This window comes from Streptomyces sp. NPDC055966 (genome assembly GCF_042269865.1).
Lineage (GTDB): Bacteria > Actinomycetota > Actinomycetes > Streptomycetales > Streptomycetaceae > Streptomyces.
Window position 1 is genome coordinate 19052 of record NZ_JBHJYK010000046.1, and the last position, 12415, is coordinate 31466.

The following is a 12415-nucleotide window of genomic DNA, read 5'->3' on the forward strand; positions in this document are numbered from 1 at the left end:
GACCTGGGGCACGGCGGGCCCACCGGTCGTCCTCATGCACGGCGCCTTCCCCTGCGATGGAAACGCCCGTCGCCGGGGATTGGCTGACGCCGCCCGACCGCCAACCGTAACGCGCCGAGGAGAGTGCCGGGGAGAAGCCGGACAGCACCAGAAAGAAGACGGTTGCGAGGCGCCCGAACATCAGGCCGTCCAGCCACGGAGGCGCCGAGGTCATCGTCGACGACGCCGGAGCGATCCAGCTCGTAGATGCCCCGACCGAGGAGTTCTTCGGCTACCGCCACGAAGAACTCCTCGGCCCCGGCCGCTTCCGCCCCCACCACACCGAACACCGCAACGCCTGTGCCACAACCAACAGTTCCGGCCCATGGGCGCCGTACTCGAACTGTACGGACTACGCAGGGACGGCACCGAGTTCCCCGTCGAGATCAGCCTCAGCCCCCTCGAAACCGCCGACGGCCTACTCGTCTCCGCCGCCGTACGCGACGTCAGCGAACGCAAAGGCGCCGAAGAGCGCATAGACGAACTCGCCGCGCTCGTGGAGTCCTCGCAGGACGCCGTCCTCGCCAAGACGCTCGACGGTCACATCACGTGCTGGAACGCCGCGGCCCAGTGGCTGTAGGAGTTCAGGGCGTCAACGGCTCGGGGTCACCATGGACCGCGCTCGCGGTCATCGACCCGCTCGCCGCCGCTTCCAGGCCCAGCCCGCAACGGCTCACCGCCGTCCCCCTCTTGACCGAGCTGGTCGCCGAGCCGCCAGTGCCGGTCGGCGAGGGTCACTCCTGCAGGTGGCGGGCCAGGCGAAACCTGTCCAGGCCCTCGGAGAGGTCCACGATCGGGTCGGGGTAGTCGAGCGTGGCTCGGTCCGCTCCGAGGAGCTTCCACGGCTCGTGCACTGCAGGCGCGTCGATGTTCCTCAGTTCGGGCACCCAGCGGTGGACGTAGGTGCCGTCGGGGTCGTACCGCTTGGCCTGAATGACGGGGTTGAGGACTCGGTTGGGCCGTGTGTCGGTTCCGGTACCGGCCACCCACTGCCAGTTGAGCTGGTTGTTGGCGATGTCACCGTCGACCAGCCAGTACAGGAAGTGGGCGGCGCCGATGCGCCAGTCGACGTAGAGCGTCTTGGTCAGGAAGCTCGCGGTCAGCAGGCGGGCCCGGTTGTGCATCCAGCCCTCGTGGCGCAGTTGCCGCATCGCGGCGTCGATCACCGGGTAGCCGGTACGGCCTTCCCGCCACGCATCGATGTCGGCCTTCGCCGTGCGCTCGGTGCGCCAACGGTCGCCTTTGGTGCGGTAGTCGGCCCGGGCGGCGCTCGGTCGGGCGGCGAGCACCTGACGGTGGAAGTCGCGCCAGGCGAGCTGCCGTACCAGCGCCTCGGCGCCCGGTCCGCCGCGGCGGCGGGCCCGGTGCACCAGCTCTACCGGGGAAAGGGTACCGAAATGCAGGTGCGCGGAGAGCCGGGAGGTGGCGTCGGCAGCCAGGTCGTCCCGGGTGCCGTCGTAGGTGTGCAGGCCGTGCCGCCAGTAGGCGGCCACCCGCTTGCGGCCCTCTGTCTCTCCGCCGGGCGGCAGAGCGGGCGAGACCCCGGTGACCTCGCTGCGGACGGGCACCGGCTCACCGTTCACCTGATCAGGAACCCGAACATGACGCGGGGCGGCCGCAGCCGGGCGCAGACGGGCCTGGGCCCACCGCCGGTAGTACGGCGTGAAGACGGCGAAGTGGTCCGACGAGGAGGGCGTCACCTCTCCGGGCGGCACAGCCACGTTGACCGCGTCGTGAACGGACAGGCGGCGGCCGCCGGACTCCAGTGCCCGCCGGAGCCGGTCCTCCCGGCGGGTGGCGAAGGCGCTGTGCGCCGCCGCCATGTACACCTCGCCGGCGTCCGCCTCCCGCACCGCACGGCACACCTCCTCCACCAGGTCGCCGGAGCGCACCACGAGGCGTCCGCCGCGCTCGCGCAGGGAGGCGTCCAGGTCGGCCAGGCAGTCGGCGAGGAAGGCGCTGCGGTTCGGCGTGGCGAACCCGGCAGCTTCGACGGCGAGGTCACGCACGAAGAGCGGGACGACCGCGTCGGCGGACTTCAGCGCCGCGTGCAGCGGCGGGTGGTCGTGCAGGCGCAGGTCGGAGGTGAACAGGACGACCGAGACACGCTTGGGCTTCAACTTCTCTCCACTGATCTGCGGCGGCGCGGCGCTCCCGGACGCGGTGCGGCCGGTCGTGAGGGGCTCAGCTGTGCGGGGCATGGTCGTGCTGGGTGCGAGCGGCGGTGCCGACGATGTTATGCGCCAAGCCTCCGAAGACGACCGCGTGGAAGGGAGAGACACTCCACCTGTCCAGGTGATCCAGCAGTCCGCGCGGGTGGAACAGCGCTCGCTGCCGGTGTCGGACAGGTCCGCGGCCGTTGCCGTCCACGCGCATCTCCAGCCACGCCAGACCGGGCAGCCGCATCTCGGCGCGCAGCCGCAGCAGCCGGCCGCGCTCGATCTCCTCCACCCGCCAGAAGTCCAGAGAGTCGCCCACCCGCAGCCGCCGGGCGTCCCGCCGGCCCCGGCACAGGCCGACGCCGCCGACGAGGCGGTCGAGCCAGCCACGCACGACCCAGGCCAGGGGAAAGGAGCACCAGCCGTTCTCACCGCCGATGCCCTCGATGACCTGCCACAGCGCCTCCGGCGCCACATCGTCTCGCGTTCACGGACGTCGGCGTACAGGCTGCCGCCTGCCCGGTCCGGGTCGGTCGGCAGCGGGTCGCTGGGGGCGCCCGGCACGGAGGCCGCGGACCAGCACGTGGCCACCTGGGCTTCACGGACGCGCTGCAACGCGAAGGCGACTGCCTGGTCGAAGCCGAGCGGATGGCCGGGCGGACTGGGCAGGTACCGCTCGATGTCCCGCTCCCGGCAGATCACTTCGTGGCGCAGGGACTCCGTGAGCGGGCGGACGATCGAGGCCGGCACCGGGGTCACCAGGCCGACCCACTGACTTGACAGTCCAGGTGTCAGCACGGGCACGGGCACGATGAGCTGCCGGGGCAGCCCGGCGGCGGCAGCAGCGGAGTCAGGGCGGCCCGGTGTCAACCCCAGGGTCGTTAGTGTTTACCCATGAGCGCGTTGGACACGGCCCAGCTTGAGGCCATGATCGAAGAGGCGACTGTCGACGCCTACAACGAGGACGAGCAGCTGACCGGACTGTTCACCATGCTTGGGGAGCACCTCGCCCTGCCCTTCACCACCGCGGTTCTCGGCGTCGAGGTGACCGTGCGCGGCATCGACGTCACGCCGGACGGCAGGATCGTCGCTCGGTGCTCTCGCGGAGGCATGCGGCAGTCGATCGGAATCCTGGATCTGCCTGTGCCCAGCCCGGCGCCCGAGGGCGCGGAGTGGATCGAGGCATACCGTCACTGGGCCGGTTGAGGCCGGGCGCCTCACACCCACGCGGAACCGGTCTGTGTGAAAGGGCTGAACATGGCTGACGCCGTACAGGGCACGCATCGGCGCGTCGGCGAACCGTCGCTGACCGACCTCATCGAGCGCAGTGCCGCGTTGAAAGGGCAGCTGGTCGCCTTCGGGCAGAGCGCCCGCTTCGACCGGTGGTTGACGCCACTCCTGCTGGAGGCCGCAGGGCCTGAGCGCCAGCTGGACGAGGGCGAGGCGATCCGGATCATCGACCACTTCATCCTGCGGTACCGCCTGCCGGACGGTTCGACCGTGGTGGACCGGTTCGTCGCCGGGCGCAAGGACCTGACCGCCGCCGACCGGGAGATGTTGCTCGGCTGGCGCGACCCGGTCGAGGGCATCTTCGAGATCCAGCGGAAGGAAGGGGGTGCCGTCGTCCTTCTGAACCTGGTCGACGACCTGGAGTACCGCACGTACTCGAATGTGGGGCGGGCGGCGTTCCGCGGAGTGTCCAAGGGGAGCTTCCTCCACACCTGTCTGGTACCGGTCCACTCGGCCGGCGAGGCCTGGCTGGTGTCCGGGGCGATGTCGGGCTACCCCAGGTCCAGCGCCACCGAGATCGCCCAGGTCGCCCTGCAACTGGCCACCAGCCGACCCGAACTGGTCTTCCGCAACCCCCGGAAGGTCGAGCAGGGGTGGCAGGCGATGCGGGAGGACCGGGCTGCGTTCGTCGAGGTCTGCGGCGGCGACGAACTGGTCCTTTCGCCTGCCGAAGCCGAGGACCTCCTCAACGCGTACTACCGACACCGCCAGGACTCCGCCCTCGCCGGACATCCCGACCGTGTCCAGGGCAGACGGCTCCCCGGCCGGGACCTGCCCTTTTTCGAGTTGCCGCCGGAACTGGCAGGCTCGGACACCATCGGTGTCATCTACGATCAGGTCGACGGGCTCAACTTCTATGCGGACTACGGGGTGCTACGAGACCTGTTCGCAGACCCGGCGCTCGCGGGCCGCAGGCAGTACCAGGATCTGCTGCGCATCTACCTGCGCGAGGAATCAATCGGGCCACTGCCGATCCGCCGACTCGCTGCCGCACACCCGGAGACAGTCGACGCCGTGTTCCGAAAGCTGCTGCGGAAGCCCGGATTCACCTGGAGAGAGCACGGCGAGTCGCTGCTGCGCCGTCGCAAGCCCTGGTACTACGCGAACGAGCCCCGCCCTGGTGTCTCCGTCATCGGCGACCGCCTCAGCGCGCTTGCCGCCGACCGTCGACCGTCACGGTTCACACGGCCGTGATGCTGCCCAACACCGACCGTCCTCCTTCCCTACCGCGTATCCGAAAGTCAGTCCGTGAAAGGTGGCAGAGGCTTGACTGACTGGATCTACATCCTTAGTCGGGTAGCCGGGTCACGGCAACGTGATCCGGCTACCCGACTAAAGGCCCGTTCTGGCCGACGTGGCTGAGCGCCGTCGTGAAAGCGTGGCAGCCCCCTTCAAAATCAACTCGACTGGCTTCCACGGAAACGTTTCAACTACACCAGGGCGAGCAGGTGGTGGCCGCCTACGAGCCCTCCGCGCCCAAGGACCCGCAGTACTCGGTCACCGATGTGAACCGCCGATTCCCCGTGTATCTGCTGAGAGAACGAGAGAAACCCCAGGTCAACGACCTGGGGTTTGTCTGTTGTCTAGGGTCAGCCCCGGAGTATCGGCGTGCAGACCTGCGAGAACTGGCCGTCGCGGGAGTACAGACAGACGTACGCCGAGCTCTGGGTGCCCGTGGCGAAGTAGTAGGTGCTGTTGCTGCCAGGGGAGACCGTGAAAGCCCCTCCGTCACCGACGTGCTGGGTGTCCCCGTGGATGATGAGGTTGAAGTCGACGAGGCCGCTGATGTTGCTGCTGAACGAGGCGTCGTAGCCGCCGCCGTCCTCCCAGATGCACACGGAGCCTTGCGGGCTCGGGGCGCACGCCGAGTCGCCCGGGCTGGCGCTGGCCGGGCCCGCGGTGGCCAGGGTGCCGCCGAGGGCGAGGACGCCGGACGCGGCCGCGAGGGCAAGACGTGTGGTACGAGATCGAGCCATGATGAGCTACTGCTCCTTTGATCGGTTCATGAACTTCAAGGGACGTGGAACGGGTTCGGTGGGACGCCGGGTCCGGTGGCGAGTCGCTCCGGTCACCCGCCGCTGTTGCCGCGGCAAAGGGCCCAAAGGCGCGAAGCCCCCGGCCGCTTCGCTGTCGGCCGGTCAGATTCCGGTAGGGCGATACAGACGGAATTGCGCGTGGGGGCCCGTGTCGCTGCACGGGGCGAGGCGCATGATGTTGCCCAGGTCCTGACCGCCCGACATGTTCTCGCACGTCGACGATGCCGCCTTCGGCTGGAACTGCTCGTAGTTGCTCGGGTCGGCACCGACCGTGTTGAAGAGATCGTCCGTGCTGTCGCAGTTGTAGAGCTTGACGGGGCCACCGGCGGCACCGCCACCGTTCCAGTTGTTCAGACAGTACTGCGGCCACGAGGCGCTCTGGATCTTGAAATAGTGGGAGCCGGCGTCAAGGACGTTCCACTGCTGGGCGTCGGTGCCGTTGCACCACCACTGCTGGACGGTCGCTCCGGTGGAGGGGCTGCTGTGCAGGATGTCCAGACAGAGGCCGTCCGCGATGTTGATCGAGAAGTTGTAGCGGTCGACGGCCTGGGCCGGACTGGCCGCGAGGCCCAGACCGACGACCGTTGCGGCGGCCGTGGTGATCGCCGCAATGCGCTTGCGCATGAAGGGATTTCCCCCCGTTGATGTGTCGATGGCAAGGGCATGCCGCCTCCCGCCCCCGGGTCGGCATCCTGCAATTGACGTTCGCTCGCCGGTGAGGCAGTGCCCTGAGGTGACGACCTCGGCGGATGGGCTCTCGCCCGAGATCGTCACTGCTGCAGACCGTACAGCGCGAGCCGTGCCGCCCCGGGGGTGTGAGCGTCCCTGGGACGTCCCGAGATGCTCGCGCCCTGTATGACCAGGGATTCGGGACGCCTGACGGGATGCACAAGGCGCTCGCTTTCGACGGCGTGAGCACGTGGCGAGGTGGACTGGCCGCGGTGCGCGATCGGCAGGCGGGACGGGGCCTGGCCGGTCACGTCTGAGGGGGTGCCGTCGGCGAGCACTCCCTGTCCCGCTGGCTCGGTATCAGCCCGCAGATGGTCACCGTGGTCGCCGGGGCTCCAGGGCTCACCGCCAGCATGCGGGTGTAGGTGTCGGTGCCCACCCGTATCCGGGCATCGTCCGTGCGGCCCCAGCGGTCCGTGATCGTCACCTCGTCCCCGACCGTCCCGTTCTCGATCCGCCCCCACACGGCCTGGCAGGACGGGCTGTAGCGCAGTTGGATCTGCAGTCCGCGGAGCCACGTCTGACGGACCGTGGTGGCGTCCCACTGACAGTCCATCGCCTGGGGTTCGCGGGACAGGCAGGTGTCGCTGCGGCACCCTGGCTTGGTCTCCCGGGCGATCGGATCCACCGTGGCGGACGACTGCGTCGCCGGCGTCGGCTCTTTCCCCTCCGCCGCGCCGCGCTGGGTGGTCGTCAGCAGCACGGTGAACAGACTTCCCAGCAGCGCCCCGACGGCGATGTAACCGACCGCGGCGAGATGCCGGGCCACCCGGCGCAGAAAGGTGACCGTGTGGGGAGGCCCGGCAGCGGTTTCGGCCTCGGGGTCCGTCGTCGGCGTGGCTTCGGGGTCCGTCGTCGACGTGGCTTCCGAGTCCTGCGCGGCGGCTTCCTCCCAGAGGGCGAGCAGTCGCTCGGGTGCCTGCCCGCCCGCCGCGGCCAGCTCTTCGACCGCTATCCGGGAGGGCGGTTGTTTGCCGTTGAGGAAGCGTTCCCAGGACGAACTGCTGTAGTTCGTCCTGGCGGCGAGTTTCCCGAAGCTCAGCCCGGAAGCCTCCTTGATACGACGCATCTCCTCGACGAGTCGGTCGCGCGCCGGTCTCTGCGCCTCTTCGGCACCCTGGTCTGTCATCACCCGTTCCCCCCTGGTACGTGTCCTGCGCATTACAAGATACGGCCAGGGAAGGACGGTTTCCCGACAGTGCGCCGTGCCGCGGGAACGTGCTCCGGTGTCTAGAACCTGCTCCGGTCCAGGGCGGTCCGCAGCGCCTTCACCGCGGCCGGTCCCCAGACGCCGTCGACGGTGAGACCAGCGCCGATCATGGAGTTGAGGGAGGTCTGCAGCGCCTTGTAGGTGGCGGGTCCCGTGATGCCGTCCTCGACGAGTCCGGCGTTGCCCCACGCGTTGAGGTGGTGCTGCGGAGCCCGCTTCGAGTCCGGTCCCCACTGGCCGTCGCCGGTGACGCCGATCGCTCGCTGGGTGGCGCGTACGGTCATGGTTCCGAAGTCGCCGTCCACGGCGAGCCCCGCGCCGCCGGCGATGAACCCGAAGTACGCGGATTCGGTGGCCGGCCCCCACAGGCCGTCCGCCTGCGCTCCGACCTTTCCCTGCAACCAGCGCGCCCCCGCGTCCGTCTTCGGCCCCGAGACAGGCCAGGGATGCAACCATTCCCTTCGGAGCTGGAACCCCCGGAAGCCGACCGCGCGCTTGGAACCATAGCCGCAGGCACTGACAACGGACCTGACGGTGATCAACCGGTTGGTGTAGCCAGTTGGCCCCGCATCACAACCGCACCAGATCGAGCGGGGAATCACAGGGAACACAGGAGCCACCGCCGCCGGAGGCCAACCGTTTACCCAGATCAGCACACAAGCGGACCCCAAATGCTCATGGGGGGGGGCGTTCCCTCTGCATGCCGCCTGCCCCGCCTTTCACCGGTGCTTGTCCGGTCGTCGAAGGTGAGTGGCGGCCGCGCCGAAGCGGCGGCGCAAGCCAAGGGAGGCGTACGGGAAGCAGGCGAGCAGGAGCGCGGCTGTGACGAGGGAGGTGGCCAGACCCGCGCCGAGTGTGAGGGCGGCCAAAGCCGGCACGGACGTCAGCGATCCCGTCCCGAACATCGGCCACAGTGCGTCGCGGAACGCCGTCGCCACACTGAGCGCGACGCATCCGGCGACGGCCGATACCTCGGCGATACGGCGGGGCCGGGTACGCGCCGGCCGGGCGATGAATCCCGCGACCGCGTTGCTGATCACGCAGAATGCGAGGTTGGAGGTCGCTGCGACGACCAGAAACCAGGCGATGAGCAGCGGATCCGTCCAGCGTTCGCCGATGGCCTGCGCACTGGTGAGGGCCGCCCCGGCCAGCGTGCTCAGCGCGACGAACACCGTCATCGCGCGACGGCGCACCCAGACGGCTGCGTCCGGACCGACCCAGCGCCGCAGTACGGGAATCCGTCGGCAGAGGAAGACGGTGTCGCCGAGCCAGTCATGCCGCCATGGGTCGGCCGGGCCGTGCCCTCGGCGGCCTCGCACGAGCAACACCGCGACCGCCACGGTGAGTACGGAATTGACGACCAGCCCGCCGGTCAGCACCGATGACCATGTCCCCGAGGATGAGGCAGGCGTCCTGGCAATGACCGCGGCCCACTCGGACACCACCGTGAGCCCGACCAGCGTGACCATCGCCCCCGCCGCACGCACCGTCTGCCGCGCCCGGTCCGCGCCGCCCGGCGCCCGCCACACGAGCAGCCGTAACGCGATCACCAGCGCGAGCATCGGCACCGCAAACTGAGCCAGGGACACCACCACGTCGTACGGGTCGTCCTGCCACGGGCTGGCAGCCCTGACCGTCTTGTCCTGGGTCTCCAGCACCGTCAACGCCTCGAACACACCGGCCGCGCCGAGGCTCGCCCACACCGCGGCCGAGGAAGCCCGGCCGTTCTCCATCACGTGTTCCATGGCACGCCATAGTACGCACCTCGTACTACATGACAAGTAGTATCGCGGCTCGTAGTATGTGGATCGGAGGGAAGGAGGCTCATGCACAGCAACGACGCCCAGATGCTCGCGCTCACCGTCCTCGCGGACAGACCGCTGCACGGATACGCCATCAACACCGCGATCGAAGAGCTCACCGGCCGCAGACTCGGCCCCGGCAGTCTCTACGGCGCGCTGTCCCGACTGGAAGGGCGCGGGCTGATCCAGCCTGCGGACGAAGCGGCCGACCCCCAGGAACGCCACCGCACCATGCAGATCACCGACGCCGGCCGCGACCAACTGCGCGCCGAACTCCAGCAGATGGCCCGGATCTCCGCCGCCGGCCTGCGCGCGCTCGGGGTCAACCCGACATGAACGCGGCCACGCTCCTGACCCGGCTCTACCCACCGGCCGTGCGCGAGCGATGGGGCGAGGACATCCGTCACGAGGTGTCCGCCTCCGGAATCCGGTCCTGGCCCGACACCCTCGCGGGGGCCGCGCGCCTCTGGCTGCACCCCGGCGACTGGCCCGAGACGTGCACCGGGCAGACCCGCCGTGTGGTGACCGTCGCCCTCTTCGCGCTCACCGCGACCACCGGACTGCTGCTGCGCTCGGCCGAACCCTCCACCACCCTCACGGCCGACATCCACCACCCCGCCACCAGCCTCTGGCTCGCCCCGCTCCTGCTCGGCATCGGTCTCGCAGCACCACTTCCCCCGCTGAGCGGCACAGCGCTCCGCAGCATGACCGCCGCGGCGGTCCGCACCCTGGCCGCTCCGACCGCCGCGGTCGTCGCCCTGTGCCTGACGGCATGGAGCGGCATGGCCGAACACCTCACCGGCTTCGCCGACACAGCCGCGGTCACCTCCTACTGGCTCACGCTCGGATTCGTCGCACTCCGCCTATGCGTCCTCGTCGCCCGCATCGCCCGAACCGCCGCCCTGCCGACCACACGCCGGCTGTCCACGGCCCTGCTGCACATCGGAACCGGACTGACCCTCGCCGCGAGCCAGAACCTCCTCGCCATGGTCCGGACCGCTCCTCATCCAGGGTCCCTGGCCGAGAGCACGGCACTGGGCCTCCTGGCCGCCACGGCCATCAGCACCGGCCACGACCTACGGCACAAGAGGGCGTAGACCCCAGCCATTGGAGTGCGATCAGCGCTCCGCGACCGCCGAGCGCCGGTAACCGCTGAACCGTTCCCGACCCCTGACCCAGGAGTTGCCGATGACCGCCGTGTCCCCGAAGGTCGCTGTCCGTCGTGCCGACCTACAACGAACGGGACAACCTGCCCGTCCTGGCCGGCCTGCTCGCGGACCTGCCGGCGCCGAACCTTCACCTGCTCATGGTCGACGACAACTCACCCAACGACACCGGCGAGGCCGCCGACAAACTCGCCGCCGAGTCACCGGACACCGCCGACGTGCCGCACCGCACCGCCAAAGACGGACTCGACCGCGCCTACCTCACCGGGATGACCGGTGCACTGGACGAGGTCGCCGACGTCGTGGTTCAGATGGACGCCGACCTCTCGCACCCGGCCTCGGCGATCCCGGCCGTGGTCGACACCCTGCTGACGAAGGACGCCGCCGTGGTACTCGGGTCCCGCTACATGGCGGGCGGCACGACCGCCACCGACTGGCCCCGGCACCGCAAGGCCCTGTCCGCCTGGGCCAACCTCTACGTCAACGCGCCACGACGGCACGCATGCACGGGTGGGCGCACGCTGTTCTGCGCGCGGTCCACCCGTGCCGGGGTCACAGGTTGCCGAGGGTCAATGGACCGGCAGGACCTGGGTGTGGTCCTTCTGGACGGCCTGCAGGTCGTGGGGGTTCAGGCCCAGGAGGGACAGGATCGTCGGGGCGATCTGGGTGGTCTCGACCTGAGCAGGCTTGGTCACGCGCGCGGGGGTGCCGGCGCCGGAGATGACGAGCGGGACGTTCAGGTCGTCGGCGTGGGCGCCGCCGTGTTCGGCGATCTTCTTGGTGCCGCCTGTGTAGACCACGCCGTACTTGGCGATGCCGAACAGGTCCGGGACCCTGGCGTCACCGGGCTTGACGCCGAAGTACTCGGCCGCCTCCTTGCCCGCGTAGACCCTGCTGAGCCCGCTGTTGGTGAAGGACTTGGTGGGCTTGCCGTTGATGTCGGTGCCCTTGCCGCTCTGCGACAGCAGGTACTGCTTGGCGAACGAGGTGGCCCCGGCGGAGCGGTCGTTCAGCCACAGCAGCATGCCGTCGTCGTCCACGGAGTGCGCGACGAGGTCGCCGGCGCCCGGGTGCTTCTTCTTCCAGGCGGCGTTGAGCCCGTCGAGCAGCGGACCGTCGTCGATGCGGGTCAGGGCCGTGGGATCGGTGGGCGACTGGCCGTGCTTGGCGGACAGGATGATGTCCGTGCTGGAGGCCAGGCCCTTGGCCCGGATCTCCTTGACCATCGCGCCGACCTCGGTGTTGACGTAGTCGAGGTTCTTCTGCAGCAGCGGGCCGGGGACGCCCTTGGAGGCGTAGCCGCCCTTGAGGCCGTCGGAGGAGGGCAGCTTCTGCGCGGTGGAGACCGACTGGAAGTTCATGCCGAAGACCGCCGGGGTGCCGACCTTGTGACTGCCGGAGTGGTCGTAGCCGTCGATCTCGTTGAGGACGGCCTTGACCTTGTAGCTGTCGTACTGCTCCGTCGCCTTGTTGTCGGTGGTCCAGTCGTTCCCGGCCGCGTAGCCGCTTGCGTCGCTGTTGATCTCCGGGGAGAACTGGTCCTGGATGCCCGTGCCCGAAGGGCCGTTGAGGATGTCGTAGGCGAGGTGCTTGTCCGACCATGCGGTGCGAAGGCCGGCCTTGCGGGCCACGTTGAAGACGGTGTTCACCCGCAGGTACGAGTGCGGGTAGACCGGCTTGCAGGTCGTGGTGTCGACGGGCAGCTTGCTCGGGTCGAGCAGGCTCTGCGGCCGGCCGGTCATCTGCAGGATGCTGCCGGGCAGGTTCTTCAGGCCCTGGCCGGCATCGAGGGAGGCCTTGTTCTTGTCCATGTCCTCGGTCATGTCCACCTCGACGCCGGGCTTGACGCCCTTGCAGTGGGTGGTGCCGGCCGGGAGCAGGGCGTGGTCGTACACGTCGTCGTAGTAGATGCCGGTGGTACCCGGGCCGCCGCCGGTGACCTGGGCGGTCATGCCGGGGAAGGAGTCCGAGGGGGTGGTGGTGT

At 69.5% G+C, this 12415-nt stretch carries 11 protein-coding genes and 3 pseudogenes; 6 read left to right on the top strand and 8 right to left on the bottom strand.

Going from position 1 to position 12415, the window contains the following annotated elements; translation table 11 throughout:
- Positions 1–203: 203 nt before the first annotated feature.
- Positions 204–616 (top strand): annotated as a pseudogene (locus tag ACFC8N_RS47165) (PAS domain-containing protein); the annotation flags it as partial.
- Positions 617–773: 157 nt separating this feature from the next.
- Here the strand turns inward: ACFC8N_RS47165 and ACFC8N_RS47170 are convergent.
- A complete protein-coding gene (locus ACFC8N_RS47170; protein ID WP_376295894.1) occupies positions 774–2240 on the bottom strand; it encodes a cryptochrome/photolyase family protein in 1467 nt (488 codons plus the stop codon).
- Positions 2224–3041 (bottom strand): annotated as a pseudogene (locus tag ACFC8N_RS47175) (SDR family oxidoreductase); the annotation flags it as partial. The gene ACFC8N_RS47170 and the pseudogene ACFC8N_RS47175, both read right to left, overlap by 17 nt.
- Before the next feature lie 51 nt (positions 3042–3092).
- On the opposite strand from ACFC8N_RS47175, the gene ACFC8N_RS47180 reads away from it, so the two are divergent.
- Positions 3093–3404: a hypothetical protein gene (locus ACFC8N_RS47180; protein ID WP_362822740.1), complete on the top strand. Its 312-nt coding sequence runs from the start codon at positions 3093–3095 to the stop codon at positions 3402–3404.
- 51 nt (positions 3405–3455) lie between these two features.
- Positions 3456–4682 (top strand): hypothetical protein, encoded by a 1227-nt coding sequence (locus ACFC8N_RS47185; RefSeq protein WP_376295895.1) that lies wholly within the window; start codon positions 3456–3458, stop codon positions 4680–4682.
- Positions 4683–5077: 395 nt separating this feature from the next.
- On the opposite strand, the gene ACFC8N_RS47190 is transcribed toward ACFC8N_RS47185, so the two are convergent.
- From ACFC8N_RS47190 to ACFC8N_RS47210, 5 genes are all read right to left on the bottom strand, one after another.
- The gene (locus tag ACFC8N_RS47190) at positions 5078–5464 is read right to left on the bottom strand and encodes a hypothetical protein (RefSeq protein WP_376295903.1); all 387 of its coding nucleotides are present in this window, start codon (positions 5462–5464) and stop codon (positions 5078–5080) included.
- Positions 5465–5626: 162 nt separating this feature from the next.
- Positions 5627–6148, bottom strand: a complete 522-nt coding sequence (locus ACFC8N_RS47195) for an RICIN domain-containing protein (protein ID WP_376295896.1) — start codon at positions 6146–6148, stop codon at positions 5627–5629.
- Between the two features lie 352 nt (positions 6149–6500).
- Complete coding sequence (locus ACFC8N_RS47200) at positions 6501–7382, bottom strand: helix-turn-helix domain-containing protein (protein WP_376295897.1); 882 nt, start codon at positions 7380–7382, stop codon at positions 6501–6503.
- 101 nt (positions 7383–7483) lie between these two features.
- Positions 7484–7915 (bottom strand): peptidoglycan-binding protein, encoded by a 432-nt coding sequence (locus tag ACFC8N_RS47205; RefSeq protein WP_376295898.1) that lies wholly within the window; start codon positions 7913–7915, stop codon positions 7484–7486.
- Between the two features lie 267 nt (positions 7916–8182).
- A complete protein-coding gene (locus tag ACFC8N_RS47210) occupies positions 8183–9139 on the bottom strand; it encodes a hypothetical protein (RefSeq protein ID WP_376295899.1) in 957 nt (318 codons plus the stop codon).
- 150 nt (positions 9140–9289) lie between these two features.
- Here ACFC8N_RS47210 and ACFC8N_RS47215 point away from each other — a divergent pair, with 150 nt between their 5' ends.
- The 3 genes and pseudogenes from ACFC8N_RS47215 to ACFC8N_RS47225 all read left to right on the top strand — a co-directional run.
- The gene (locus ACFC8N_RS47215) at positions 9290–9601 is read left to right on the top strand and encodes a PadR family transcriptional regulator (protein ID WP_376295900.1); all 312 of its coding nucleotides are present in this window, start codon (positions 9290–9292) and stop codon (positions 9599–9601) included.
- Complete coding sequence (locus tag ACFC8N_RS47220) at positions 9598–10362, top strand: hypothetical protein (RefSeq protein ID WP_376295901.1); 765 nt, start codon at positions 9598–9600, stop codon at positions 10360–10362. The genes ACFC8N_RS47215 and ACFC8N_RS47220 overlap by 4 nt, the downstream gene beginning before the upstream one ends.
- Before the next feature lie 125 nt (positions 10363–10487).
- A pseudogene (locus tag ACFC8N_RS47225) lies at positions 10488–10868 on the top strand (glycosyltransferase); the annotation flags it as partial.
- 132 nt (positions 10869–11000) lie between these two features.
- Here ACFC8N_RS47225 and ACFC8N_RS47230 read toward each other — a convergent pair.
- On the bottom strand, positions 11001–12415 hold a 1415-nt coding region (locus ACFC8N_RS47230; protein WP_376295902.1), incomplete at its 5' end, for an alkaline phosphatase family protein.